Source organism: Paenibacillus solanacearum, from assembly GCF_910593845.1.
GTDB classification, from domain to species: domain Bacteria; phylum Bacillota; class Bacilli; order Paenibacillales; family NBRC-103111; genus Paenibacillus_G; species Paenibacillus_G solanacearum.
In genome coordinates this window covers 12,095-34,516 of sequence record NZ_CAJVAS010000029.1, presented here as the reverse complement: position 1 = coordinate 34,516, position 22,422 = coordinate 12,095, and the positions used below count along the sequence as shown (strand labels likewise).

The 22,422-nt window shown below is 57.8% G+C and carries 19 protein-coding genes; 2 read left to right on the top strand and 17 right to left on the bottom strand.

Annotated elements, in window-relative coordinates:
* Positions 1-308 precede the first annotated feature (308 nt).
* Together KXG62_RS23815 and KXG62_RS23810 are read right to left on the bottom strand one after the other, a co-directional pair.
* Positions 309-1,442 (bottom strand): DUF6807 domain-containing protein, encoded by a 1,134-nt coding sequence (locus tag KXG62_RS23815; protein ID WP_218094517.1) that lies wholly within the window; start codon positions 1,440-1,442, stop codon positions 309-311.
* Positions 1,443-1,496: 54 nt separating this feature from the next.
* The gene (locus KXG62_RS23810) at positions 1,497-2,828 is read right to left on the bottom strand and encodes an ABC transporter substrate-binding protein (RefSeq protein ID WP_218094516.1); all 1,332 of its coding nucleotides are present in this window, start codon (positions 2,826-2,828) and stop codon (positions 1,497-1,499) included.
* A 227-nt stretch (positions 2,829-3,055) separates the two neighbouring features.
* On the opposite strand from KXG62_RS23810, the gene KXG62_RS23805 reads away from it, so the two are divergent.
* Entirely contained in the window at positions 3,056-3,955 is a 900-nt protein-coding gene (locus KXG62_RS23805) for an AraC family transcriptional regulator (protein WP_218094515.1), read from the top strand.
* A gap of 14 nt (positions 3,956-3,969) precedes the next feature.
* On the opposite strand, the gene KXG62_RS23800 is transcribed toward KXG62_RS23805, so the two are convergent.
* From KXG62_RS23800 to KXG62_RS23750, 11 genes are all read right to left on the bottom strand, one after another.
* Positions 3,970-5,184 (bottom strand): Gfo/Idh/MocA family protein, encoded by a 1,215-nt coding sequence (locus KXG62_RS23800; protein WP_218094514.1) that lies wholly within the window; start codon positions 5,182-5,184, stop codon positions 3,970-3,972.
* An 18-nt stretch (positions 5,185-5,202) separates the two neighbouring features.
* Positions 5,203-6,036 carry an AraC family transcriptional regulator gene (locus tag KXG62_RS23795; RefSeq protein WP_218094513.1) on the bottom strand — a complete coding sequence of 278 codons (834 nt, stop codon included), beginning with the start codon at positions 6,034-6,036 and terminating at the stop codon, positions 5,203-5,205.
* 84 nt (positions 6,037-6,120) lie between these two features.
* A complete protein-coding gene (locus KXG62_RS23790; RefSeq protein ID WP_218094512.1) occupies positions 6,121-6,327 on the bottom strand; it encodes a hypothetical protein in 207 nt (68 codons plus the stop codon).
* 19 nt (positions 6,328-6,346) lie between these two features.
* Positions 6,347-7,168 (bottom strand): sugar phosphate isomerase/epimerase family protein, encoded by an 822-nt coding sequence (locus KXG62_RS23785; RefSeq protein ID WP_218094511.1) that lies wholly within the window; start codon positions 7,166-7,168, stop codon positions 6,347-6,349.
* 24 nt (positions 7,169-7,192) lie between these two features.
* Positions 7,193-8,356 (bottom strand): dihydrodipicolinate synthase family protein, encoded by a 1,164-nt coding sequence (locus tag KXG62_RS23780; RefSeq protein ID WP_218094510.1) that lies wholly within the window; start codon positions 8,354-8,356, stop codon positions 7,193-7,195.
* A 15-nt stretch (positions 8,357-8,371) separates the two neighbouring features.
* Positions 8,372-9,523 carry a Gfo/Idh/MocA family protein gene (locus KXG62_RS23775; RefSeq protein ID WP_218094509.1) on the bottom strand — a complete coding sequence of 384 codons (1,152 nt, stop codon included), beginning with the start codon at positions 9,521-9,523 and terminating at the stop codon, positions 8,372-8,374.
* A 179-nt stretch (positions 9,524-9,702) separates the two neighbouring features.
* The gene (uvrA, locus tag KXG62_RS23770; protein ID WP_218094508.1) at positions 9,703-12,594 is read right to left on the bottom strand and encodes an excinuclease ABC subunit UvrA; all 2,892 of its coding nucleotides are present in this window, start codon (positions 12,592-12,594) and stop codon (positions 9,703-9,705) included.
* A 133-nt stretch (positions 12,595-12,727) separates the two neighbouring features.
* Positions 12,728-13,669: a nucleotidyltransferase domain-containing protein gene (locus KXG62_RS23765; protein ID WP_218094507.1), complete on the bottom strand. Its 942-nt coding sequence runs from the start codon at positions 13,667-13,669 to the stop codon at positions 12,728-12,730.
* Positions 13,670-13,859: 190 nt separating this feature from the next.
* The gene (locus KXG62_RS23760) at positions 13,860-15,653 is read right to left on the bottom strand and encodes a golvesin C-terminal-like domain-containing protein (RefSeq protein ID WP_218094506.1); all 1,794 of its coding nucleotides are present in this window, start codon (positions 15,651-15,653) and stop codon (positions 13,860-13,862) included.
* Between the two features lie 382 nt (positions 15,654-16,035).
* The gene (locus tag KXG62_RS23755; protein ID WP_218094560.1) at positions 16,036-16,281 is read right to left on the bottom strand and encodes a DUF3977 family protein; all 246 of its coding nucleotides are present in this window, start codon (positions 16,279-16,281) and stop codon (positions 16,036-16,038) included.
* Between the two features lie 25 nt (positions 16,282-16,306).
* Complete coding sequence (locus KXG62_RS23750; RefSeq protein ID WP_218094505.1) at positions 16,307-16,969, bottom strand: 3'-5' exonuclease; 663 nt, start codon at positions 16,967-16,969, stop codon at positions 16,307-16,309.
* A 245-nt stretch (positions 16,970-17,214) separates the two neighbouring features.
* Between KXG62_RS23750 and KXG62_RS23745 the strand changes: the two genes are divergently transcribed.
* Positions 17,215-17,874, top strand: a complete 660-nt coding sequence (locus KXG62_RS23745; protein ID WP_218094504.1) for an SGNH/GDSL hydrolase family protein — start codon at positions 17,215-17,217, stop codon at positions 17,872-17,874.
* Positions 17,875-17,988: 114 nt separating this feature from the next.
* On the opposite strand, the gene KXG62_RS23740 is transcribed toward KXG62_RS23745, so the two are convergent.
* Genes KXG62_RS23740 through KXG62_RS23725 form a run of 4 tightly spaced genes read right to left on the bottom strand, consistent with a single transcriptional unit; the run spans position 17,989 to position 22,267 of the window.
* The gene (locus KXG62_RS23740; protein ID WP_218094559.1) at positions 17,989-18,636 is read right to left on the bottom strand and encodes an ECF transporter S component; all 648 of its coding nucleotides are present in this window, start codon (positions 18,634-18,636) and stop codon (positions 17,989-17,991) included.
* Positions 18,637-18,659: 23 nt separating this feature from the next.
* A complete protein-coding gene (locus KXG62_RS23735) occupies positions 18,660-20,417 on the bottom strand; it encodes an ABC transporter ATP-binding protein (RefSeq protein ID WP_218094503.1) in 1,758 nt (585 codons plus the stop codon).
* Positions 20,399-21,277, bottom strand: coding sequence for an energy-coupling factor transporter transmembrane component T (locus KXG62_RS23730; protein WP_218094502.1), 879 nt, complete (start codon positions 21,275-21,277; stop codon positions 20,399-20,401). Before KXG62_RS23730 ends, KXG62_RS23735 begins: the two co-directional genes overlap by 19 nt.
* Positions 21,278-21,295: 18 nt before the next feature.
* Positions 21,296-22,267: a DUF4430 domain-containing protein gene (locus tag KXG62_RS23725; RefSeq protein ID WP_218094501.1), complete on the bottom strand. Its 972-nt coding sequence runs from the start codon at positions 22,265-22,267 to the stop codon at positions 21,296-21,298.
* Between the last annotated feature and the right edge of the window lie 155 nt (positions 22,268-22,422).

Genomic DNA, 22,422 nt, shown 5'->3' with positions numbered 1-22,422 from the left:
TATACCCCGCGGCGGGTTCCAGTAAGGGGAGAATCATCAGGTGAAGGGTAGAAAGATATCGGCTCGGGGATTATCCTATGCGGTCTGCGAAGAAGGGCGCGCAGGCAGGCGGCATGATAAAAAACGCCTCCCGTTGTTAGGCTGTTAGCCAACAACGAAAGGCGCTTGATCCGGGATGTTGCCCGCTTGCTACATGTAGTTTCGGCTGCATGGAAGACGCATCAGAAAAGCTTTGCCGGGCAATCGTTTCCTTTATACGATGGGTTTGCCGCTTCAAAGTATCGTCTACTCCGTAAGTTTCCGTCCCATCACTCCGGCTCTTCTGCCGTGACAACCGGCGGATGGATGTAGTCGTGATATTTATTCGCAACGCCGGCCGCCGCCGTGTCGCCCTCGTGAAAATAGATGCGGTGTTTGTACCGGATCGTCTCGCCCTTCTGGAACAGCTTGCCGCCCAGGAAGTACAAGTTGTTGGCCGCCAGCAGTCCATAGTCCCGCACATGCCAGAAGGTGGGGAAATCCATGTTGCCCGGATGGTCGAACGCGGCGATGCCGAGCGTCTTGCCCCCTACCGTGCCGTAATAATCGCACCACGGCGCGCGCTCGCCCCAGCATTCCGCCTCGCCGACGGAGCCGAACGCATTGACGATCGTCCCGCCGTTCTCCGCTTTCATAGACTCGGCCACGCGAATGCCGAGCGGTCCCGCTTCCTTCGTCGCCCCGAACTCGATCCGCCCGAGCATCCGAAGCTCCGTATCCAGATCGATAAACCGTTCGCCCGCCGGAGTATTGTAGAAGGTCATCGTCCGCTGCTCCGCCATTTGCGGTCTTTTGCCGTGATTGCACCACTGCTGGCTCGCGGTCAATCTGGCGAATACCGGTCCGGACACGCGTTCCTTGAATCCTTCGAACGTCTGGATGCCGTGCCGGTCCTTCGGCTCGTTCCATAAGTCAACGCCGTTGACGTCGCCGACTGCCAGCCATACCGAGCGGTGATGCGGGTGCTCCTTCGTCTCGAAATCGAGCCGCGTGAAGCTTTCGCCGTACGGGCCGATGACCGGGCCCAAATAAGGCTTGGCCCGCTGCGGATCATACACGTACGACGTAAAGAAAGCCCCGCCGATGTGGATGTCCAGCTGATGCTCCTTCTCGATCAGCTCGATCCCTTCGCCCGCTTCCTGACGCTGGCCGCCCGCCTGCACGATGAAGACGGCCGATTCGCCCGCACCGAGCTTCGGGACGATCCAGTGCAGCGTAACGGTTCCGCCGTTCTCCTCGCACTGCAGCGGAACCGGTTCACCCGCGGCGGTCGATAGATGCAGAAGCTCGATGCCGCTGCCTTGAAGCAGCGGCGCATCGGTCGGAATACGGTATGACACCGGGCAATGCGTCCGGTTATGACGTCCGGCATGGACGGTAAGTTTCAATAATGGTTTGATCATATCCCAGTCCCCTCTATCCCTTTGATTCGTTGATTTCCTTGCGGCGGATTGCCGTTATCTGCTTGCCGCTTGAATTTCCTTGTTCGCCTCTTCCGTCGCTTGGCGCAAGGCGGTGTTCAGATCGGTTCGCCCGTAAGCGAGATCGACCAGCTTATTCGTAATCGCATTTTCCGCCGTCTTTTCGAAATCTGTCTTCGGCGAAATCGGAGCGAATTTGTTATAGTACGCCGCGTTCAAATTTTTGTCCTTATTCGGACTGTCTTGCCCGAACGCCTTCTGAATGGAAGGATTGTTCAATACCGTCATCCCGCCCCGTTTGGACAGCGCCAGCTGGTATTCATCGGACACAAGAAAGCTGAGCACTTCAAAAGCCTGTTCCTTATGCTTGGCGAATGCCGGAATTGACCAATAAACTGGGTATTGCTGGCTGCCGATGCCGGGCATCTCTTTGTTCGTCGGGTAAGCCGCAATATCCCAATCGAACGGGACCGGCGTCGGGCTGACGACCTGCCAGTCGGAGAAGACGCCGAAAATCGCCAACTCCTGCTTTTTCAGCCATTCGCCGGAATACGGCAGCTTGCCTTCGAGTTCATCCATTTTCGCGCGATATGCGGACTCTTTGGCGGGGGCCAAAATCGGATCGAGCACCTGCTTCCACCGCTCATTGCCGAACGTCGCCTGCATCGTCTGCGGATCGACGAACGGCAAGGAATACACGTTCATCCGCATGCTGTGGCTCGGCGAGATCGCCAGCCCCGCGATCTTCTTGTCCCCGTCCGTCCGGTTCAGCCCATTGGCCGTCTCGTACAGTTCATCCCACGTCATCCCGTCCTTCAAATAGGGCACGCCGAATTTGTCGAACAGCTCTTTGTTGTAGTATAGCGACATGCCGTTCGTCGTCACGGGGAGTCCCCAAATCTCGCCCTTGCCGTTCTTTCGAACCGCGTCAATCAGCGTCGGCTCGAACCGGTTCAAGTCCAGCCCCCGCTCCTTGATAAGGGAGGATAAGTCGTACTGCGCCTTGTTTCTGGACAGCGTCGAAAAGAACGTGCCGATCGACTCGTAATACAAATCGATATTGACGCCGGACAAAATCAAATTTTCGAACTTGTTGCCCTCTCCGTCTCTCGGGTTAATGTACTTGATGGTCACATGGGGAAATTTTTTCTTAATCAACTCGGCGTAATTTTTTTCGAACTCTTCGTTTTGCGTCCCGCCCGCGGAAAAAACCGAAAGCTCCACCGGTTCGGTCGGTGCACTGCGTCCGGCTTGAGCCTGCTCCTTCCCCGTTCCGCCCGTCTCCGCGGATTGCTGCGCCGGACCCGAACAGCCGGACACCCCGCCGATGCCTATCAAAGCCGAAAGTACGATCAACCTTTTGTTCATGTTGGAACGCCCCCTCCGTCATTCGATCCGATACCGGCACGTCGATGCCGATAACATTCGCCGTGATATTGAAACCGCTGTCATTGATTTCATTATATCAACTGCGCGTTTTCGCATAGGGGGGATTTCGCTCAAATGTATAGGCCAAAGCGCTCTTTTTTCGATCCGATACCCCTTATATAATAAAATGGAAGCGATTGGGTTCCAGATCCAAGGGAGGACGTTTCATGAAGCCAGTATTTTCGTCGGATCAGCGGTTTCGGCCGGGGATGAACGTCTTCGTCAACCGGGCCTACGAAGCGTTCAGCATACCGCTGCATTCACATGACGCGATTGAAATCAGCTTTGTCGTCGAGGGCAACGGATACCAGTACATTAACGGCGACACCGTAGTTCGGGTCAAACGGGGCGACATTTATTTGCTCCCGATCGGCACGTCCCATGTGTACCGGCCGACTTCACCGGAGAAGAGCCGGACGCTCGGCATCATCAACTGCGTGTTTCGCCCCCAGGCGCTGGAGGCGGCGGGCGCCTTCCCACCGTCCGGTTCCGCACTCCACTGCGCCTTGTTCACGCCGGAGCTTATGCCCAGGCCCTGGTTTCACCACTACGATAAAGACAGCGCCTTCACCGAGCTGTTCCAGACGATGCTGGCCGAATACCGCCAAAAGCAGCCCGGGTACGAGCCTGTCGTCCATGCCTTGTTCATTCAGCTTATCGCCAAGCTTTACCGCAGCACGCTCACGGCGGAGCCGAGCGGCACGAGGGGCAGCGGCAAAATCGAAGAGGCGATCCGGCTCATTCACCGGCGCTATCACGAGCCGATTACGCTCAAACAAGTGGCGGAGTATTGTTTTTTGAGCGAAAGCCATCTGCAGCGGTTGTTCCGCCAAGCGATGGGAACGACGTTCATTACCTACCTGCAAAACCTGCGCATTCACAAAAGCTGTGAGCTGCTGAAAGCGACGGGCATGACCGTACAGCAAATCGCCGGTGCGGTCGGCTATATGGACATGAAGCATTTCCATGCCCTTTTCCGGCAGCGGACCGGAACGACCCCTCAAAAATATCGAAAAAACGGCGATCCCGTGACCGCCGTTCCCGATGTGATGCCGCCTATCCCATAAATTCCGTCAGACCCTCATCGGAACATGCGGAACGACCCGTAATTGTTCAGCGCAAATGGCTCTGTCCGGACCGCCCACTCCACTTCCGATTCAGAAAAAAGTTTGCCGGCCCGTGCAGAGCTCATGATGATCTGTTTGACGCTGCCGATTACCTTCCCCGTCGTTTCGCCCGACGGCTCAACCGTTACGTAGGTCTCCGGGACGCGATGCATCTCGCGCGACGATTCGAAAGCGCCGTTGGCGGCCAGAACGAAGCTGCGGCATGCCTCAAGCGGACTGTACAGCGGGGCTCCTTCGCGAATCGCTTCCAGTAAATTGATGTACATCTTGTTCATCAACGGCTCCGGACCGCAATCGACGCGTTCTTCCCCTTCGCTGGTACGAATCGTCATCGTGTTGTTGGAATACCAGCAAATGCTGCCTTCGCTGCCTTCGATCTCAATATAAGGACTTACCGTCTGGTCGGCGCACAACGTCGTATAGAGGAGAACCTCCACGTCTTGTACCGTACGAATGCGGACGGAGGCGGTATCTTCCCCTTCGATGCCGTTCGCCCGGTACAGCTCCGCTTGCACGGAAACCGGCTCCGCCAAGCGCGCGTCGCCGCAGCCCGCCGCAATCAGGCAGTTGTTCAAGAGATGCGAGAACGGATTGAAGAGGGTCCCGTCCAGTACATATTGGCCGTTATGAATCAGCTTGCCGGCCCAGGGCGTACGGTCGTAATACGCTTGCGTTCTTTTCCATACGCCGATCCCCGTGACACGCTTAACGGTTCCGATGACGCCCTCCTGCAGCTTCTGCAAGCTGGAACGGAACGCTTGGCCCGACGTATTCTGAAAATTCACCTGGCATAGTCGTCCCGTCCGCTGCGCTACGGCCGCCATTTCCTCATGATCTTGAATCGTGACGGCCGGCGGTTTCTCCAGAATGACATGAAACCCCTGCTCCATCACACGGATGCTCATCGGCTTGTGCAAAGGAATCGGCGTCGCAATCGCCACCAGATCGATGTCCGGGTGGTTTTGCAGCATTTGTTCATAATCATGGTAATGCGAGGCGCCCGCAGTGTCCCACATGGCGGCGGATTCGGCGTTCGCTTCCCGATTCGTCTCGGCATAAGCGACGCATTCCAGCACGCCTTGCTCTGCGAGCTGCATGATCGTTTTCGTATGCACTTTGCCGAATCCGCCGATGCCGATGAGCGCGACTTTCGCTTTTGTACGATTCACCGTTTTTTCCCTCCTGGCTCAACCATTATTCAGCTCGTCTCCGGCCGCATTTTGCCTGCGGTACTTATTCGGAGACAGCTTGACGCTATTTTTGAACGCGCGGTAAAAGGTCGGAACGTTCTCGAAGCCCACCTCGAAGCATACGGTGACGATATCTTTGTCCGTCTCGGAGAGCAGCTTCTTCGCCACGCTGATCCGCACTTGGGTCAAATATTGCGTCGGCGTAATGCCGAAGCATTCCTTGAATATGTTGTTGACGTACCTCGCGCTGATGTTCATGATCGAGGCTATTTCGCCGGCCGTGATCGATTCGAAATAATGCTCGTCGATGTATCTGCGAATCTTGTCGGCCCGAAGTCCGTTGGAATCGGTAATGACGGCCTGCTGACCCGAACGGGCGAGCAGCAGCAATATTTCCTGCAGATGAATCCGCAGCGCCCAATCGTTCAGTTGATCGCTATTGCCCTGCTCGAACATCATTTTGCGCAGCAGCTGCCTGACTTCCGTCGCCATGAACGGATTCATGCTGACAATGGCCGAGCGGGGGAAGCGTTTGCTTAGGATTTCATGCTCGACGATCGTTTCCATCGATTGCGCGTCGAATGCGAGCACGAGCAGCGTAAGCTTCGCCTCGGCGATAATGGAATGATCGGAATGCGGTACGATCAGCACGAGCCGGTCGGGACACAGCTCCGAATAATTCCCGTCCAGCTTGATCGTTCCGCTGCCGTCCAGCACATACAAAATCTGATGAATCTGATGGCGGTGCTCTCGCACTACGTTGCCGTCCGTATGCTTGCTTTCATATAAAAGAATTCCGTTCTCCGGCAGTGTAATCATCTGGATCTCCAAGCGGCAATTCCCCCAATGAGTAAGACGGTGATACTACCATTTTACTCCACTGGGAATTCCGCGCAAGACGAATTCGATCGTTCCCTACTTCTCCGGTTCTATGCGTTCCCCCGAAGCATCCGGCGGCATTGCGTGATTCGCCGGCTCATGGGGATCCCCTCGCCCCTCCTGCTGCCGAGACGGGTTCCCGCCCTCCTCCTCTTCTCCTTCTTCTTCCTCAGGCCAAAAGTAGTAGCAGATGAATTCCGTCTCCAGCAAGAGGCTCGCCCCTTCCCATTTGCACTTATTCAATCAGCATGTATCCATACGATTACACGTGCTCCAAATAACGGCTTTTCGTCAACGCCAGCGCCTCGTCGCCCTGCATATCCCAAATTTGCCGGTTGAAAATTTCCACCTCAATCGGTCCTTGGTAGCCGGCAGCTTCCACCGCATGGCGGATTTTGCGGATTTCGATCACGCCGTCTCCCATCATACCCCGTCCCATCAGCATATCCGGCGTCGGGACGATCCAGTCGGATACGTGAAAGCCGAGAATGCGGCTGCCCGCGCGCTCAATCTCGCGGTACAAGTTCGGATCCCACCATACATGGAACACGTCGACGACGACGCCTACATCTTGGGGCGAGAACCGTTCAGCCAGCGTATTGGCTTGCTCCAGCGTGACGATGACGGAGCGCTCCGCCGCATACATCGGATGCAGCGGTTCGATCGCCAGACGCACGCCGTGTTCCCTCGCGAACGGAATCAGCTTCTCGATCCCCTCCTGCACGTACTGCCTTGCAAGGGCGATGTCCTTATTCGAAGACGGGCCGCAGACGAGCACCAGCACGTCGGCGCCGAGCTCCGCCGCTTCTTCGACCGCCCGGCGGTTGTCGTCCAGCTTCGCCTGACGCTCGCCCGCGGTTTCCGCCGGAAACATCCCGCCACGGCACAGGCTCGATACGCGCAGTCCCGTATCCTGGATGATCCGCCTGCTTTCGGCCAGTCCCGCTTCGGCTACCTTGTGCCGCCACGGCGCGATCCAGCCAATGCCGGCCCGTACGCAGCCTTCCGCCGCTTCCTTCAAGGACCAGCGGTCCGTTGTGATTTGGTTCAAGCTCAACCGCTCTATGGAATCAAGCTTAGTCATGGGCTGTCTCCTTTACCTGTTCGTTTAGTCCATACCGGACATGGTCAGCATGAGCTCCATCCGTTTGGCCGCAAGCTCGGGATCGGCGATTAATCCGGCCTGATCGGCCAGCACGAACAAATCCGCCAGATGGATCGCGCTGCGTGCGCCTTCGGCTCCGCCGAGCATCCGGAAATGCGATTGATGGCCATTCAAGTAAGCCATGAAGACGATGCCCGTTTTGTAGGCGTAGGTCGGCTTTTGGAAAATATGCCGGGAAAGCGGCAGCGTGCGGTCCATCAGCTCGTGGTACCGGTCCGTCTGCCCTGCGTCCAGCGCCTGCAGCGCTGCGGACGCAACCGGTGCAATGGCGTCGAATATGCCGAGCAGGGCGTGGCTGTATCCGGCCTCGTCCCCTTTGATCAGCTCGGGGTAGTTGAAATCGTCGCCGGTATACATCCGAGCATGCGCCGGGAGCTGGCGGCGCATGACGATTTCCTTGCTCGCGTCGAGCAGCGAAATTTTGATGCCGTCGATCTTGTCGGCATGGCTGCGAATGATGCGCAGGCATACGTCCATCGCCGAATCAATGTCCTTATGGCCCCAATAGCCGGCGAGCGCCGGATCGAACATGTCGCCGAGCCAGTGAAGAATGACCGGCCGCGACACTTGCCCGAGGATTTTACCGTAGACCCGCTCATAATCTTCCGGTCCTTTGGCCACGGCGGCCAGCGCCCGGCTGGCCATCAGGATGATATGCCCGCCCAAGCCCTCGATATACGCGCACTGCTCCTCATAGGCCGCCTCCACTTGCTCCAGCGTCAAATTCGGGCTCACGGCCAACTGGTCGGTGCCCGCTCCGCAGGCGACATGTCCGCCGACGGAACGCGCTTCGCTAATCGAGTGCGCGATCAGTTCCTTCGATCGCTGCCAGTCGAGTCCCATCCCCCGCTGCGCGGTATCCATCGCTTCGGCGACGGCGAACCCGAGCGACCATAGATGGTGCCGGTACGCCATCGTCGCCTTATAGTCGATGGCGGCACTCGACAACGGGTCGCTCGCCGACCACGGATCGCACACCACATGAGCGGCTGAGAAGGCGATGCGGCTGTGAAACGAGCCCTTCGCCTGGGCAAGCGGCTCGGTGTTGCCGAATTCATATAGATACGAAGACCTGTCGGAACGCGGAAGCTTGATTCGAAGTGCCATCGGGTGGTTCCCTCCTTATACGGTCAGCTCGGGGATATCGATCCAGCGCCGCTCCTGCCAGGAAGCGAGGCCGAGCTCGGACAACTGCGTGCCCTTTGCCCCTTCCAGCAAATCCCACGGGAATGGAGAATCGGTAACGATGTGCTTCAGGAACAGCTCCCATTGGATTTTAAACCCGTTATCGAACAGCTGATTGTCCGGCACTTGCTCCCATTGCTCCCGGAAGGCAAACGGATTCGGGATGTCCGGGTTCCATACCGGTTTCGGCGTATTGACCCGATGCTGGCTGCGGCAGTTGCGCAAGCCTGCGACGGCGCTGCCTTCCGTGCCGTCGACCTGGATCGTAAGCAGGTCCTCGCGATCGACGCGAACAGCCCAGGAGGAGTTCACTTGCGCTACGATATCGCCTTCCAGCAGGAACGTAGCGTAAGCGGCGTCGTCCGCTGTGCAGTCATAGCGCTTGCCTTGCTCGTCAATACGATCCGGGATATGGGTGACGCCAAGGCATGATACCGACTTGACCGAGCCAAACAAATTATCGAGAACGTAACGCCAGTGGGCGAACATGTCGACGATAATGCCGCCGCCGTCTTCTTTGCGGTAATTCCACGAAGGGCGCTGTCCCGGCTGCCAATCGCCTTCGAATACCCAGTAGCCGAATTCCATGCGCACCGACAAAATGCGTCCGAAAAAGCCGGAATCGATCAGCCGCTTCAGCTTGATCAAACCGGGCAAAAACAGTTTGTCCTGCACGACGCCGTTCTTCACGCCCGCCTCGCGCGCAAGCTTGACCAGCTCCAGCGCGTCGCTCAAGCTCTCGGCCGTCGGCTTCTCCGTGTATATATGCTTGCCTGCCGCAATCGCTTTCTTGATGCTCTCCGACCGCATCACCGTCGTTTGCGAATCAAAATAGATCCGGTTGTGCGGATCGGCCAGGCACTCGTCGAGATTCGTGCTCCAACGCTCGAGTCCGTGCGTCTCCGCCAAGGCGCGAAGCTTATGCTCCTGACGGCCGACGAGGATCGGGTCCGGCATAATGACGTCTCCATTCGACAGCTGCACGCCGCCCTGCTGGCGGATGGCCATGATGGAGCGGATCAAATGCTGATTCGTCCCCATTCTCCCCGTCACGCCGTTCATAATGATGCCAAGCTGAATCGTTGCCATGATATGATAGCTCCCTTCCCTAATAAAAAGATGATGTTCTATGTTCTCTGGCTCCATTCTAGCGCTTTCACCAATGACGGTCTTATTAGTATGGGAACGGAATTACTGATTTTGGAACAAAATAAAACCCGCATCGGCGAAACGATGCGGGGATTGTCGTGTCTTTTCGATTTGTGCGCCTACCAATACCGGTTATCCGTCTCCAGCACGCCGCGGAGAAACTTCCCCGTATGCGAGCCGGCAACCTTGGCGACCTCCTCCGGCGTGCCCTGCGCGACGACCGTACCGCCGCCTTTGCCGCCTTCCGGGCCCATGTCGATAATATGATCCGCCACCTTGATCATATCCAGATGATGCTCGATGACAAGTACGGTGTGACCTGCGTCGACAAGCTGGTTCACGCAATCGATGAGCTTTTGGATGTCCTGCAAATGCAGGCCCGTCGTCGGCTCGTCCAATATATACAAGTTATGCGCGCCGCGCTTGATCTTGCCCAGCTCGGTCGCCAGCTTGATCCGCTGCGCTTCCCCGCCCGACAACGTCGTCGACGACTGACCGAGCCGCAAATAACCGAGGCCGAGCTGATTCAGCACATTCAGCTTATGGAGGATGTAAGACTGATCTTCGAAGAATGTCATCGCTTCCTCGATGCTCATCTCGAGCACGTCGGCAATCGTCCTGCCCTTAATCCGCACCTCCAGCACGTCGTTGTTAAAGCGCGCGCCTTTACAAGCCGGGCAGACGGCTTCGATGTCCGGCATGAATTGCAGCTGCGTCGTCACGATCCCTTCGCCCTGACAATGCTCGCAGCGGCCGCCGTTCTTATGGTTAAAGCTGAAGTCGTTCTTGCCGAGACCTTTCTCGGCAGCGGCTGGCGACTCCGCAAACCATTCGCGGATACGGTCGAAAAATCCGACGTACGTCGCCGGATTGGACCGGCTGCTGCGCCCGATCGGCGATTGATCGATATGAATGACGCTGGAGATCGATTCGTGGCCTTCCAGCGCATCATGCTCGCCGGGCACGACCCGCGCATCCTGAAATACCGCGCACAGCTGCTTATACATCACTTCGTTGATCAACGTGCTCTTGCCCGAGCCCGATACGCCGGTCACGCAAACCATCACGCCGAGCGGGATGGCGACATCGACATTGCGCAAATTGTTCGCCCTCGCCCCCTTGATCACAAGAGAGGAGCCGTTCGACGGTCTTCTTCTGAGCGGCAGGTCGATTCTCCGGTAACCGGCTAGAAACGAGCCTGTGAGCGAATCCGTATTGTCCCGCAGCTCCGCAGCAGTTCCCTGCGCGATTAATTGGCCGCCGTGCACGCCCGGGCCGGGACCGATCTCGATTATATAATCGGCGCTCTTGATCGTGTCGATGTCATGCTCTACGACGATGATCGTATTGCCGATATCGCGCAGCTTCTTCAGCGTGTCGACAATGCGTACGCTGTCCCGGGCATGCAGACCGATGCTCGGCTCGTCGAGCACGTACAGCATACCCATCAGTCCCGAGCTGATCTGCGTCGACAGCCGGATTCTTTGCGCTTCGCCGCCGGAGATGGAATCGGAGCGGCGGCCGAGGCTGAGATACTCGAGTCCAATGTCGATGAGCAGCCCCAGCCGGCTCGTAATTTCATGGACGATTTGCCGGCCGACTTGCTCCTTCTCTGCCGGGAACAAGACTTCGGCCAGAAAGCTTCTCAGCTCCTGAAGCGGCATCGTACACAGCTCGTGAATGTTGCGGCCGCCGACGGTGACGCAAAACCGCTGCTGCTTCAGCTTCCTGCCCTCGCAGTCGGGGCAAGCGTGCTCGACCATCACCCGCTTGAAAAACTCCTCTTGCGCGCCGCCGGACACTTTTTTCTTGACGAAGTTTTTGTACCACCGGTTCACGTCGTTGACCATGCCGCCGTAGCCGACCAGTCTGCCGTTAAACCGGCTGCGGACGTTCGTCGCTTCCTCCGGGTGAACGATCGGGAATTTCTGCCCCTTTGTGCCGAAGACGAGCATATTCCGAATGTTGTCCGGAAGCTCACAGAACGGGGTATCGAGGCTGAACTCGAAATGCAGCGCCATGCTGTGAAACATGATTTTGCGGTGCGTCCACGTCGAATTCGAGCTGAGCAGCATCGTGTCGAGCGCGCCCCTGGTGATGCTCTTCTCCGGATTTTTCACGAGAAACCGCGGTTCCGTGCGCATGAACGTGCCGAGACCGCCGCATGTGCGGCAAGCGCTGTTCGGATCGTTGAACGAGAAGTAATGGGCCTGCAGCTCTCCCATCGTAATCTGATGCGCCGGACAGCCAAAGCCGCGGTAAAACGACTCCGCTACGGTACCATCCGCATCCCCGGCGAGTACAAAGCGAATGAAGCCGTCTCCGACCAGACTCAAGCTGTTCTCGATTGTCTTGAGCATCATCTTGGACAAGCCCGGCTGGACCACAATCTTGTCGACCACAACCTCGATCTCGCAGTCCGCCTCTTCCTCCAGCTCCAGATTGTCGCTGAGGCTGTGTACTTGCCCGTCCAGCTTGACGGTACGGAAGCCTTTGGCCCGGATCTCGTCGAACAGCGTTTCATAATCTTCGCCGTACAGTTTGAATACGGGCGCCAGCACTTCAACTTCCGTCCCTTCCGGCAGCGACTGCAGCCGGTCGATCATTTGGTTGACGGTCTTCGTCGGAATCGGATGACTGCAGAACGGACAGCATGCATCGCCGGCGGAAGCAAACAGTAGCCGCATGAAATCGTACAAGTCCGTCATCGTCCCTACGGTCGAGCGAGGGTTGACGATGCCTTTCTTCTGCTCGATCGCGATGACCGGGGACAATCCGAATACGAAATCAACATCCGGCTTCTTAATCTGACTCATCCGGCTCTTGGCGAAGGTGGACAGCGATTCGAGAAAGCGCCTCTGCCCTTCCCCGTATATCACCTCAAAGGCGAGCGACGATTTCCCCGAGCCGCTTACGCCGGTAACGACCGTCAGCTTGTCCCTCGGTATATTCACGTCGATATTGCGCAAATTGTTCTGTCTTGCCCCTCTGACCTCAATATAATGCTTCACGGCTTCCGGCTCACTCCTACGATTGGGATCATTACGCGCATGATCGGGATCTTGCGCATAATCACAATGTCCTCGCTTCGAAATCTCTTGTCTGACAATTTTTCAAGCGAAGCTCTGGTCGCTCCAATGACGTTTATTCGATCTCGTCGTCTTCGTACAAATATGCCGGCTCCTCCAGCGCAATGCGGCTTTTGGGCGTCGCTGCCTCCTGTACCGACGTTTTCATGATGAAGCCGCGCTCGGCCAGCCAATCGCACGCCATGAACAGCATGCCTCCGTCCAGATGGACGACCGCAGACAGCTTGTCGGTCATCTCTGTCAAAGAACGAACGTCCGCCTCCTGCTTCAAGTAGTCGAGGATCGGCTTGAACAGCATCTCCGTTCGTTCTTCCAGATAGCTTTGAATGAGGCGAAGCGCCGTCTCCGCCTTCGCTTCATTCACCGTCTCGTTCACCAGCCCCGTGTATACGCTCCCAAAAAATGCCGGGTTGTAGACGGCAGCCTGCTGTACCGCCTCCCGCATCGGCACCTCCTTATTCAAGATGACCTCGATTCTGGCGAGCACATCGATCATCTTGATCATCCAGAACGCGCAATATGTAAAGTCCTGCTTCACGCACAGCCATTTCTCCGCTTTGGCCATACTGCCCAGGGCAAAGCAGCCGAGCTGCAGCAGCTGGAGCTGCCTGTCGCGCTCTCCGACATAACGGATATCGGCGAAGTAGTCCCGGATGCTTTCTTCTTTGGCGAACAGCAGCGTGCTGCGCACAAGCATCGAATGGCTGATGGAGCCTTGAACCGACTTCTCCACCCATCGCTTGAAATCGTTGCGGGAATCGATGCTGGCGTTAATCGGAATGCCGTTCTCCGTAAAGCAAACATACCGTTTGACCAGCTTCTGTTCATGAACGATCAGCTTCAAATCGATGTCCGACTTCTCCCATACTTCGTCATAGGACAGGCTGCCCATCAGTATGGCGGCAATCACCTGATCGTCCTTCTTCAGCTTATCGGTGAACGATTCAAGGGCTTGCACGAAAACGGCTTTTATAGTATCGCCCGGTTGGCGCAGCAATCGAAATCCCTCCTCCACAGATTCCATAATATCCAAATATTAACACGATTCCCCGCGCCTTTCAAGAACAATTGTTCGCCTGTCTTTTGAAAGCAGCGAGCGCACGCGGTATTCGCTCCGCAAGAAAATAAAGAACAGCCTGAACACGTATCCATGTCCAGGCTGCTCTGCACCGCAACCTATCGAGCGATTAGAACACTTCGATCTCGGCGAACTGCATCCGGTAAGCGCCGTATTGATCGGTCCTCAAATTCGTTCCGTTAATTTTGACATATCTGGCGGATTGCGGCGCGAACGTGAAGCTTTGCGCCTGATTCCCCGGCTTGGCGTAATTCGTCTTCGTCGAGACCGTCGTCCAGTTGACGTTATCCGCCGACACTTCGATCGTAAAATCGATCGGGAAGCAGTCTCCGACGCGGGTGGCGTCGTTTCTCGGGTACAGATCGACCCGGCTGATCGTCTTCGCACTGCCGAGATCGGCCGTGAACCATTCAGTATGGTTGGCCGAAGTATTGTTTTGGCTGCTCCAGCCTAATTTCCCCGATACGGAGGAACGGATGCCGTCGTACATATTGGCGAACGTCCAGCCCGAGCCTTCATGAGAGCTGGAATACGCCGCGCTTGCGATCGGGAAGTTGTCCGCGGTTTTGACGAACATCACCGCATCGGCAGCCGTATTCCCCGCATCCGTAGCCAGCAGCTTGACATAACCGCCCGTTGCGGCCAAATTGTAATTGCCGATCAAGTTCCACTGGCCGCCATTCACCTTCTGATTCACCGACTTGGTCGTATCGACGCCGCCGTTATACGCAATTTCCAGCGGAGCGGCATCCGGCCTGTCCGCGCCGGCCGGCCATCTCATGTAGATGTCGTACCGGCCCGGCCGGAACGTATACCAGGAGCTGGAATCCGGCGTTGAAAATTTCGCCCATCGCGTCGAAGCATCCGCCCCGCTGGTGCCGTCGACAGCGTAATTCGTTCCCCAGTATCCCGATCCGCTCGTCGACGCGGACCATGCCGAATCGAAGGCGGCGAAGCTGCTGTCGGTATTGTCGACGACCACTTTGCCGAAGAAATTGATGTAGGTCGTCGTGCTCCCGTTAACGACAAAGCCTTGCTCCAGCGATTTGACAAAGTCGGCTTCCGTCTCGGACATGAAGGCATTGAAATAGCTGATGCTCAATTCCTTGGACTGCTTGTAGCGGTAATTGTTGTTCCAGTTCGTGTCCTTGTGCCAGTACGATACATTGAACGCGTCCGCGATTCGCAGAACGTACGGCAGCCCGCTGTTATGATCGGAATGATTATCCCAGTTCAGGCTGTCCATCACATTGCCGTCGCCTACCGCCGACTCGGCGATGCCGTCCCCGTTGTCATCGACTTTCAGCGCCGAGTTGATGCCATGCGGCATGCCGGAATCCCGCCCGCCGTTCAGATGGGCAAAATAATCCTGCGCCAGATGCACGCCGTTGGCCAGCAGTCTGAACTGCAGCTCCGGCTTCTGATTAAGCTTCTTCCAATAGATCGCCACCCGCAGCATTTCCGTCGCGTTGTGCAGACGCACGTCGTTTTTCATGCTAGTCACCGCGTGTCCTGCCAGGTGAATGACGCTGTCATTCGTCGCATTTTCCGAAATACTGATCGCAATGGGTACATCCGGGTTCCCGGCGTCGTCCAGCTCAGCGACCCATTTCTTCTCGTCGGCCACATCCGCTTCCGCGACGAACCGCAGCAATCGCGAAGACATAGTCCCGTAGCCTGTGTCGGGAATCGAATTCATGTAGGTTTTGAACGCTGAGGCACGGGAATCATTGTAGGCGTCCATCGTAATTTTGCCGTGACCGGAGCTGTTGCTGTTCGTTAAGCTGGCGTTGCGCGTACCTACGCCGCCCCAGGCTAAGGCGGATTGCGGAGCGATTGCGATCATACATAACGCGAGCGCTCCGGCCATGCTTCGCTTCAACTGCACATGTAACTTGGGCAAATGAAGAAACCTCCTTCGAATGTTTGATCCGATTTCCGCTTCCGTGCGTTTCATGCAAGCCGACGGGCTGCCGCAGGCCATGCTGCATAGCGCAGCCTCATGCCGGTTCGTTTTGCGCCTTTTTTTCACCTCGCTTTCGGTTTCAGATGACGTGGGGCCAGCAGTTAGCACCTTCATGTTTGCGCTTTCATTTTAAAACGGAAACAAGTAAATTTCAATCATTTGTTCCGATATAAGCATTTGTCCAAATGAATTTTCATTCCCTGCTACGTCTCCCTGCCTGCAAAAAAAGAAACCGGTCTCCCGAACCGGCCCCCTTCGCTTCACGTAGCGTATTCCGCTGCGCACTAGACTGTATTTTATCGAAACCGCCCCGATCCGTTCAACGCTCTAGATCACTTACAATCCCGAAGATCAGCTTGAACGCATGTCTGGACTTAGCCGTTTTCTTGAAGCCTTCCTTGGAGCTCCAGATCCATACAGTCTTGCCGACCCAGATCCGAAAGTAAAAAGAATGATACAGGATGGGTCGCACGATGCCCCTTGCCTCCGTCTCGCTGCCGTCCTCCAGCTCGGTTTCCGTGCGAACGAGCCAGCGGTTGCCGATCCCGAACTCGATGTATTTCAGATTTCGTCCCCTCCAGCTTTCATGTCTATAGCAAGGGCGGCAGCTTCATCCGCTTCACGCTCATGGGCTCAAGCCATTGAATGCCGTTCCGCTGTCTGCGCCGCATCTCGTCCATCAACGCGACGAAGATTCTTCCGATCAATACGCTGTCGCCGAGCGCGTCATGCCTCTTGATGTCGGTATCGTCGATCCCGAACCATCGAATCAAAAAGTTGGTCGATACGATGTCTTCGACTTCCGGATACAAGTACGTAAACAACGCTTTCGTATCGATCATCGGATTCGTAAAAGGCGGCAGACCATTCAGACGGCATTCCCGCTGAAGAAGCGGCCAATCAAACTCGTAGCCCGCCTGCGTGACCAGCACGGTCCCTTGGGCAAAGTCCGCAAAATCGCCGTACACCTCGGAGAACGCCGGCGAGTCCGCCATGACGGCATTCGTAATCCCCGTCAGCCGTTCGATGGCTTCCGGTATCCGTTTCGGCGCACGGACAACCGTTGTGAAGGCGCGCTCGGACGTTGTGCCGTCAGGCTCGATCAAGATCGCGCCGATCTGCGTAATGTAATCTTCGCCCGAATCCGGTCCGGTCGCTTCAAAATCGAATATGCAAAACCGCTGCGCCGACAAGTTATCGATCGTAAGCCCCGACACCGTGTATTCCGCTTCGGATAGGTACCGGATGATCATCCTTCGCCCTCTCTCCGCTTAACGCTTCATTCGGCCCCGCTCGGCCGTACGACTATCATACACGAAACGCCGTTTGATTCGAAGCGCCCAAATGGATGTACTGTAAGGCTACGATTAGATGAACGAATCACGATGCTGCTCCCGGCCACATTTCTGCCGGATTGTAACAAAAACGAAAAGGAATCTGCGAATGAAAAGAGAAATAGTTATGTCGAAACCAAACTTCTTCGAGAGGATGAACCACCTTGCTGCTACAAAAAAAAGATAAACTCGTCATGATCGGCGATTCCATTACGGATTGCGGCAGAAAAAAACCGGAAGGCGAAGGACGAACCGACGCGCTGGGCAACGGATATGTGTCGCTCGTTAATTCTTTCCTGCAATCGTTCTATCCCGAGCGCGGGATCCGCGTCGTCAATATGGGCATCAGCGGCAACACGGTACGCGATTTGAACGCAAGATGGCAAACCGATGTCATCGACCAAAAGCCGGACTGGCTGTCGATCATGATCGGCATTAACGATGTGTGGCGCCAGTACGATTTGCCGCAAGTCGTGGAGAAGCACGTATATATCGAAGAATACGAGCAAACGCTGCGCGATCTGGTGGAACGGACAAAGCCTTCGCTGAAAGGGCTCATCCTGATGACGCCATTCTACATCGAGCCGAACGCGAGCGACTTGATGCGCGCCGCCATGGATCAATACGGCCAGGTCGTGAGAAAAGTCGCTGCCGACCATCAGGCCGTGTTCGTCGATACGCAGCAAGCGTTCGCCCCGGTGCTGGAGCATATTTACCCCGCTACGCTCGCTTGGGACCGGGTGCATCCGAACATGACGGGCCACATGACGCTGGCCAAGGCGTTCTTGAACGCCATCGGCTTCTCGTGGAACGGCGATAAGTAACCTCTGTGCACACACTTCAGTCCATCAGATTCGGCCCGTTCGCGGGTTCGAATCTTTTCTTTTTTTCGCCACGCTTCATGGTCCACATGCGCAAAAACCCTCTGAACCAAACGTTCAGAGGGTTTCGTCTGGCTGCAACAGGCCGTACTTTCGTTTGAACCGCTGCAATATTTTGATCCACGATGCGGCGAACAGCAGCAGGAAAAACACGTTGGAGCCGGCATGCGCCAGGTCAAAATAAAGACTGGACGCGTAGAGCGCGGCGATCGCCTCCCAATCATGCTGCGACAACAAGCCTGCAGCGAGCCAAAAGTTCATGATCCAGCCGAACAGCATGCCCCATCCGGCGCCGAACAGCAATAGCAGCCAGCGGCTGGAGCTTAGCAGGCCGCCCCGGTTGAGCAGCCCGGCCGTCCAGCCCATCATCCCCCACGCGAACATTTGCCACGGCGTCCACGGCCCTTGCCCGAGGAACATATTGGACACGAGCGCGGCGAACGCCCCGATCATGAAGCCGCTCTCCGCTCCGAACACGAGCGCCGAGACGATGATGACGAAGCTTGTCGGCTGAACGCTCGGCAGCGGCGCGAACGGCACCCGGCCGACCGCGGCGATAGCCGCCATCACCGCGATCAGCACGATTTCGCGGGCTTGCATCTTCCTGACTTCGAAGCGGATGAAGAAGGGCAGCATCGAGGCGAGCACGAGCGCGAGGCTGATCAGCAAATATTGATCGTCGGACACGGCGGTCATAAAGCCCATCGCGGCCAGAAACAACACGGCCGTTATGGCGAAAGCGATACGGGTATGGGCCACTGGTCCAGCACATCCTTATACGTTAATGCTTCCGGGAACCGGTCCCGGACGATCCGGTTGATCGTCGTCGTGTAAAAGTAGTTCTCGCTGAAAAAAGAGGACGGCGGCCCTAGGGCGGTCATCGCGCCGTCGAACAGCATCGCACAGCGTTTCGCATATTGCGCCGCAAATTCGATATCGTGCGTCACAAGCACGATCGTCAGCCCGTCCCGGTGCAGCTCCTCGAGCAGCGAGCCCCACGATTGCTTCATTACCGGGTCAAGCCCTTTGGTCGGCTCATCGAGCAGCAGCACCTCCGGCCCGGCAAGCAGCACGCAGGCCAGCGCCGCCCGCTGCCGTTCGCCTCCGCTTATATCGTGCGGATGCTTCGCCAGCAGCGGCTGCAGCCCGAACCGCTCGATCAGCGCCTGCATCCGCTGCAAAGCGTCCGGGTGGCGCGATCGCCGCAAAGCCCGCTGCAACTCCTCCCCGACCGTATCGTGGAGGAAATAGGCGAGCGGATTTTGCGCCAAATAACCGATGCGCTCCCGCAGCTCCTGTTCCTTCACCGCCTCCATCCGCTTGCCCGCAAGCTTCACGGTGCCGAGCTGCGGGCGCAGCAGGCCGGCCAACAGCTGCAGCAGCGTCGACTTGCCCGCCCCATTGCCGCCGACAATCGCCGTAAAGTCGCCCGTACACACCGCAAAATCCAGCTGCTTGACGATTAGCGGGCTGCTCTTGTCATAGCGGAAGTGGACGCCCTGGCACTCCAGCAGCGGCTTCACCGCCGCAGCTGCGCCATCGTTAGCGCCGCCGCTCCACGGCTGGCGCACGTTCTTCCTCGGCGCATCCGCTTCGCGGTCATGGACGGCAGGCAGGCAGCGGTCGAGCCAGGCGCGCCCCTCCTTGACCGACAGCGGAAGGCGCTGCTGCAAGAGAGGAGCATCCCCCGGCCCCGATGGCATCCGGCCTTGATCCTCCAGCGACACGGCAAGCTTGACCAGCGAGGGCATGTAATCGAAATATTCGCCCATCTCACCGTCCGCCAGCTTGCCTGCAAGCCCTCGCGGCGTACCGTCATAGCGAATCCGGCCCTCACTTCCCAGCACGACGACCCGGTCCGCCATCGGCAGCAGCTCCTCGAGCCGGTGCTCCGTCATGATCACGGTCAGGCCGAATTCCTCGTTCAGCCGCCGCAGCAGCTGCAAAAATTCCTTGGCAGCGACCGGATCGAGCTGCGCCGTCGGCTCGTCGAGCAGCAGCAAGCGGGGCTGAAGCAGCAGCACGGAGGCAAGGGTGACGAGCTGCTTTTGCCCGCCGGACAGCACGCTCGTGCTGCGGTACAGCCAGTCCTCCATCCCGAAGAAATGAACCATCTCGGCAATTCTCCGCCGCATCGCTTCCGTCGGAACGCCGATATTTTCAAGCCCGAACGCCAGCTCCCCGATCACCTGCTCCATCACGATCTGGTTATCGGGATCCTGCTGCACGATGCCGATATGTCTGGCCAAAGCATACGGGTCGTGCTCGTGAAACGGCTTGCCCATGAAGCGCAGCTCGCCCTCCCTGCGCCCCACCGGCGCAAGTTCGCTCTTCAAGCTGCGCAGCAGCGTCGTTTTGCCGCAGCCGGACGGGCCGCACAGCACGACAAACTCCCCTTGCCGCACGGCAAGCCGGACGCCGTCCAGCGTTCGCTCCGTATTATCCGGGTATGTAAAGGTAAAATCGGTTATTTCCAATAACGCCACCGCAGCCACTCCTTTCCTTCCAACCAGACGGGCGTAACGAGAAACAGTACAAGCAGGCCGTACTCGAGCCACTCGGCAGCCGACAGTCCGATCGGCTCAAGCGTCGGATAAATCACGAGATAACCGTAGCCGTCCAGCCGGCCGGCCGCGCACGCCGCGCCGAGCAGCACGATCCAGCCTGTCGCCGCCCAGTCGCGCGCCTGCATGCGGTAACGGGTATAGGCCGTTCGCGGACCGAGGCCGTAGCCTCGCGCTTTCATCGAATCGGCGGTCTGCAGCGCCTCCTCCAGCGACCAGGTGAGCAGCACCTGCAGCAGCAGCATGCCGTCGCGCGCGCGTTTCTTCAGCGGTCCGTGCAGCACGCTGACCCCTTTCGTCCGCTGTACCTGGGTTATGGTGTGCAGCCGGCGGCGCAGCAGCGGCACGAAGCGCATCCCCATCATCGTCACAAGCGTGCCTTTGGGCCACAGGAACGAAAACAAATACAGAAACTTGTCGCTCGTAATGACCCGCTGGTAAGAGACGAACATGAGCAGCAGCGACATCGTGGAGAGCGATACGACTCCGCCGTACAGGACCGCTTCGAGCGTGATCGGCTGTTCGCCCATATAAAATAAAATATGTTCGCCGCGATGGGAAAACAGCGGGTTGACGACGAGCAGCACGAGCCCGGCTGCCGCAACCGCCAGCAGCGTTCGCATCATCTTCGCCGGCTTGTCGTACAGAAATCCGAGTCCGACAAGCAGCAGCAGGATCGTGGAGAGAAAGAGCGGATGCAGCAGCAGCATCGACAGCAGCATAACGCCGGCGAAGTACAGGAAGCAGGGCAGCGGGTGCAGCGAACGAAAGCCGGTATTCACGCGTCGTCTCCTCCTTCGTTATGAGTCCGCTTCTTTGCCGACGTCTTTGCCCAGATTCAGCGTATACAGCCAGTCGATGCGGTCTCCCTTGCTCAGGGCGTAGGCGCCGGCGCTGACATTCGGAAATTTGCCGTTCACCCGGTACAGCCAGCCGCTCTTCGCCCCCTTGTCGAACTCGTACAAATTGGCGATTCCTTCAATATAGCTGCTCTTGCCCGAGCCCCGCGTCTCCAGCTGAATTTTCTTTTCCTTGGCGATCCGCTTCAACACGTCAAGCGCCGTATCCCCTTCCCGCAGCTCGACCTGTACGGTATCCAAAATCGTCCCCTTCTCCTTGTCGCCTACGATGCGAATGGAGATGGAAGTCGCTTGGGTCTCTTGCCGGGCCGCAGGAGCAGAAGCAGCGGGCGGGTTCTGTGGCGCTTGCGGCGTTGGCGCGTCTGCCGGATTCGCCGCCGCAGCCTCCGGCGCCGCAGCATTGGAAGCCGAAGCGATGCCGGGTGGCGAGGCGGCAGCCTGCGGCGGCGCGCCGGCCGACGCCGGTGCCGGCGGCTGGGCCGTTTCGGCCAGTGCCGCGCCCGAGGCCGCTTGCGGCGAGGCGGCAGGCGAGCCGGAGCTTGCCTGGGCGGACGAAGCCGGCGCTGCGGACGAGCCGGACAGCGCCGAGCCGCCGGCTTCCGCATTCGCGCCGCTGTGTGTCGCCGCGGACGGAGCCGCCGGCTTCGGCTCAGATGCGTCCGGCTGCGAAGCGCCGGCAGCCGGGCGGTCCGGCCCGCCTGCGATCCCTTGTGCAGGCGACATCCCCGGATGGGTTACGCTCTGATGATCGCTGCCCGGCTGCGCGGACCCCGAGGGGGCTTCGGTCTTCGCCTCGGCCGGCTGCAAGGCGGTAGAGGCTCCGGAGCCTCCCGCATCGCAGGCGCTGAGCGCAACCGTTAGCGCGATCCAAGCCGCCGGTAGCCACACTGTTCCGTTGAGCGTTCGACGCATATACATTCCTCCTTCAAGACGTGACGGCGATTACCGGTCTTCATAATACCCGAATCCTATTTTCCCATGTCTTTGTCCTTGCTTGTGATGGCAGGACCTGTTGCACAGCGCCTTTCGGCGGCTAAACAGAGCGAAGAGCACCCTCGGTGCCCTCC